Source organism: Anaerolineae bacterium, from assembly GCA_014360855.1.
Lineage (GTDB): Bacteria > Chloroflexota > Anaerolineae > JACIWP01 > JACIWP01 > JACIWP01.
In genome coordinates this window covers 1-4467 of sequence record JACIWP010000244.1, presented here as the reverse complement: position 1 = coordinate 4467, position 4467 = coordinate 1, and the positions used below count along the sequence as shown (strand labels likewise).

The 4467-nt window shown below is 67.7% G+C and carries 5 protein-coding genes; all 5 read right to left on the bottom strand.

Features of this window, described 5'->3' with window-relative positions:
* Positions 1 to 366, bottom strand: a 366-nt coding sequence (locus H5T60_11925; GenBank protein ID MBC7243139.1) for an imidazoleglycerol-phosphate dehydratase, incomplete at its 3' end; no start/stop codon positions are given.
* A 12-nt stretch (positions 367 to 378) separates the two neighbouring features.
* On the bottom strand, positions 379 to 1458 hold the full coding sequence (gene hisC, locus H5T60_11920) for a histidinol-phosphate transaminase (GenBank protein ID MBC7243138.1): 1080 nt from the start codon (positions 1456 to 1458) through the stop codon (positions 379 to 381).
* A 1-nt stretch (position 1459) separates the two neighbouring features.
* Positions 1460 to 2821, bottom strand: a complete 1362-nt coding sequence (gene hisD, locus H5T60_11915; protein ID MBC7243137.1) for a histidinol dehydrogenase — start codon at positions 2819 to 2821, stop codon at positions 1460 to 1462.
* Positions 2822 to 2847: 26 nt separating this feature from the next.
* Positions 2848 to 3870: an ATP phosphoribosyltransferase gene (gene hisG, locus H5T60_11910; protein MBC7243136.1), complete on the bottom strand. Its 1023-nt coding sequence runs from the start codon at positions 3868 to 3870 to the stop codon at positions 2848 to 2850.
* A partial coding sequence (locus H5T60_11905; GenBank protein ID MBC7243135.1) for an ATP phosphoribosyltransferase regulatory subunit occupies positions 3863 to 4467 on the bottom strand: 605 nt, incomplete at its 5' end. The genes hisG and H5T60_11905, both read right to left, overlap by 8 nt.

Sequence of the window (4467 nt, the reverse complement as noted above, 5' to 3'; positions counted from 1 at the left end):
GGCCTCAATGACCGCGTACGGTCGGCCGCTCAGGTCCACCGCCACGAACGCCAGCGCCTCATCCATGGGCACGTGCGCCTCGCCCATGCGCCGGATGCCTTCCCGCCGGCCCAGCGCCTGATCCAGCGCCTGTCCCATCACGATGGCGATGTCCTCCACCGTGTGATGCTCGTCGATCTCCAGGTCGCCCTGGGCCTGCACCCGCAGGTCCAACAGTCCATGCACCGCCACGTGCGAAAGGAGATGGTCGAGGAACGGGACCCCGGAGTGAATGTCGGCCTCGCCGGCGCCGTCCAAGTTGAGCCATATCTCCACGCGGGTCTCGCGGGTCTGGCGCTGGATATGGGCTGTGCGCGCGGTGGTCATCTTCCGCCTCCATTATAACCGTTGCAGAGCGTCGAGCAAAATATCGGTGTGCTCCGGCCGGCCGACGCTGAAGCGCACGCAGTCGGACACGCCCGGCTTGTCGAAGTGCCGGATGAGGATGCCCTGCCGGCGCAGGGCCAGCTTGACCTCGACCGCCGGCCGGTCCAGCACCCGACACAGGATGAAGTTGGCATGGCTGGGGAAGGGCTGGAGCCAGGGGATGGCGCGCAGGCCGGCCAGCATGCGCTCCCGTTCCTGTACCATACGGCGCACGATGTCCATCAGCTCATCGGCGTGTTCCAGCGAGACGATGGCGGCGACCTGGGCGGCGGCGTTGATGTTGTAGGGCTGTTTGATCTTCCACAGGTGCGGCATCAGCGCCGGCGGGAACACGCCGTATCCCACCCGCAGGCCGGCCAGGCCGGCCCATTTGCTGAAGGTGCGCAGGACGATGAGATTCTCGTGCGCCGGCACCAGGCCGATGAAGCTTTCGCCGCGGAACTCGGCATAGGCCTCGTCCACCACCACTAATAGGGGCAGGGCGAGGAGCCGGCGTAGGGTATCCGCGTCAAAGACACTGCCGTCGGGGTTGTTGGGGCAGGCCAGGAAAAGCAGTTTGGGACGGTGCCGCTCGACGGCGCGCTCGATGCCGGCCAGATCCAGAGAGAAATCGGGCCGGCGCGGCACCGCAATGACCCGGGCGCCGTGCAGTGCGGCGTCGAAGGCGTACATGCCGAAGGTCGGCGGACAGTTCAGGATATAGTCTCCAGGCTGGAGCACCAGCCGCATGATAAGGTCAATCAGCTCGTCGGAGCCGGCGCCGGCCAGGATAATGTCGCGCGGCAGGCCGAGGAAGGCGGCAAGGGCATCGCGCAGGCGGTTCTGCATCGGGTCCGGATAAATGTGCAGGGCATCGCATTGGGCCAGGGCCTGGCGCACCGCCGGCAGGGGGCCGTACGGATTCTCGTTGGCGTCTAATTTGACCAGCTTTTCCGCCGGGATGCCCAGCTCCTGGCTGAGCACGTCCAGCGGCACCACTGGCTGATATTCCTCCATGTCCAGGATATCCGGGCGTACGAAGGGCGCGGACATATCAGCTTTCCTCCGGGGAAGGGCTGGCCGGCGGCCGGCGGACATAGACCGCATGAGCATGGGCGGTCAGGCCTTCCGCCGCGGCGATGCGCGCCGCGGCCGGCCCCAGCGCGTCCAGCTCGGCGCGTCCCAGCGCCACCAGGCTGATGACCTTGACGAAATCCATGACGTTCAGCGGGGAGGCGAAGCGAGCGGTCCCGCTGGTGGGCATGACGTGCGACGGGCCGGCGACGTAATCGCCCAGCACTTCAAACGAGTGCTCCCCGACAAAAATGCCGCCGGCATGGCGCACACGCCAGACATATTCCCATGGTTCCGCCACCAGCAGGCAGAGATGCTCCGGGGCGTACTCATTGGCCAGCTCAACGGCCTGCTCCAGGTCGCGCACCAGCACGATGCCGCTCCGGTTGGACAGGGAGCCGGCGATCGTATCCTGGCGGGAAAGGCGCGCCGCCTGCCGGCGCACCTCCTCTTGGACCGCACGCGCCAAGTGTTCGGAAGGGGTGAGCAGTATAGCTGAGGCCAGCACATCATGCTCCGCCTGGGCCAGCAGGTCCGCCGCCACCACCGCCGGCGCGGCGCTTTCGTCGGCGATGACCAGCGTCTCTGTCGGCCCATATATCCCGTCAATGCCAACCTGCCCGAACACCATGCGCTTGGCCAGGGCCACGAACAGGTTCCCGGGGCCGACGATTTTGTCCACGCGCGGGATGCTCTCCGTGCCATATGCCAGCGCGGCAATGGCCTGCGCCCCGCCGGCGCGAAAGACCCGCTCCACGCCGGCGATGGCGGCCGCGGCCAGGATGACCGACGCGATCTCCCCCGTCCGGCGGTCCGGCGGGGAGACGACGACGATCTCTTCCACGCCGGCGGCGCGCGCCGGCACGGCCGCCATCAGCAGGGAGGATGGCAGGGGGGCCGTGCCGGCCGGCACGTATACCCCCACCCGCTGGAGCGGCCGCACGATCTGCCCCAGCATGCCGCCGGCGTCGAATGTCGTCCAGGAGTCCACGTGCTGGCGCCGGTGAAAGCCGGCGATGCGCTCCGCCGCCAGCTCCAGCGCCTGACGCAGACCTGGGTCCAGGGCATCACGGGCGGCCAGCCAAGCTTCTCGCGGCACTTCCAGCGCGGCGAGTTCGACGCCGTCAATACGGCGCGTCCAATCCATCAGCGCGATGTCCCCGCGCTCCCGCACGTCCCGGATGATTCTCTGTACCGCCTCCGCCGGCGAGATGGGCCGGCCGAACAGACGCTCCAGGCTGGCCGCCAGCGCCGGCGGTATCTCCACCTCTTCCACATCTGGCCGGCGCAGTATGGTGCGGCGGGCCTCCTCCACATCGTATATCCGCATCACGTAATCCATGCTCCCTGTCCTGTGCCGATGATCCATCAATTCTTCCCGAGCGCCCGGCGCAGACGCCCGACCGCTTCCGATTCCGCGCGGAAGATATATTCCACCGGTGAGACGATGACTTCGGTACTGCCGAGCCGGCGGAACTCCTGGATGGCCTGATGCAGTTGCTCCTCGCGCACCACGATGCTGACGGTGACCGCCACGCAGTCACCGTTGGCGTCGTAAATAGGGAGGAACGAGGGGCCGCGCAGGCCGGCGATGACCGGCCGGTCGAGCATCTGCCGCGCCAGCGCGGCTGGCTCATGGCAGGGGATGTTTGCCAGGATGGAGCGGTAACGCCGGCCGCGATGATGCGCCTCGATGAACTCCAACATCTGCTCCGCCACCGCCAGGGCCGGCCCGCCCCGCGCCAGCATGCTCCGGTTGCCAATGAAACAGGCCTCCGAATGCAGGATGACGCCGTCGTCCAACTGTTTGAGGCGGTTCTCCCGCAGGGTCGTGCCGGTGGCGGTGATATCGGCGATGAGATCGGCGTAGCCGATGGCCGGCGCGGCCTCAATGGCCCCCGAGGCCTCGACCAGGGTGAAGTGGTGGATATCCTTGCGATAGAGGAACTCCCGCACCAGGTTGGGGTACTTGGTGGCGATGCGCAGGGGCCGGCCCTGCTCCCACCATTCCAGCGCCAGGTCCGCCAGGTCCGCCAGGCAGTTGACGTCCAGCCATCCCTCCGGCACCGCCAGCACCAGGTCGCACCCGCCGTAGCCCAGGTTCTCGTACAGGACCAGGGTCTCATCCCCGTCCGAGCGGCCTTCCGCGACGACGTCAAAGCCGGTGATGCCCAGGCAGACGTCGCCGTCGCGCACTTTGGCGAAGATATCCGCCGGCCGCTGGAAGAGCACCTCCACCTGAGGGAAGGCCGGCATGCGCGCCAGGTACTGGCGCGGGTTGGTCTTGGAGACGCGCATGCCACAGCGTTCCAGGAACGCCAGCGTCGGCTCCTCCAGCTGTCCCTTGCTGGGCAAGGCCAGCCGCACCGTTTCCACTGTCCCTCTAAACATGGGAACTCTCCTTCGCGTCGCGGAGCGGGCCGGCGTCCCGCACCGCCGCCGCCAGCTCTTGAACATCGTTCATAGGGACGGACTGTTTCGGGGCGCTCACGGGGGCAAGGTGATATTGGGGGGCGGTGGGCGTGCCGTCCACGATGATGAGGTAGGCGATGCCCCGTTTCAACGCGTAATCCAGGTTGGCGCGCGGGGAGCGGTTCCGCAGGTCCAGCTCCACGCGCAGGCCTTCCTGGCGCAGTTGGCGCATCAGCGCCAGGCCGGCGCCGTGGAGCGCCGGCGACGCCGCACACACCAGCGCCTGGGGCGGCTGGCTCGTCCATTCCCCCTGGGCACAGGCGGCCAGCCGCTGGACCCCGTAGGCCAGGCCGCATGCCGGCGTCCTCTGCCGGCCCCCCAGCGAGACGATCAGGTCATCGTAGCGGCCGCCGCCGCACAACTGCGGTTCATCCCCCTGCGGCAGGGAGGGGTATATCTCGAAGATCATGCCCGTGTAGTAATACAGCCCGCGGCCCATGCCCAGGTTCACGATGATGCGCTCCTCGGGCATGCCGGCGGCGCGTAATAATTCGACGATGTCCGTCAGGTTGCGAA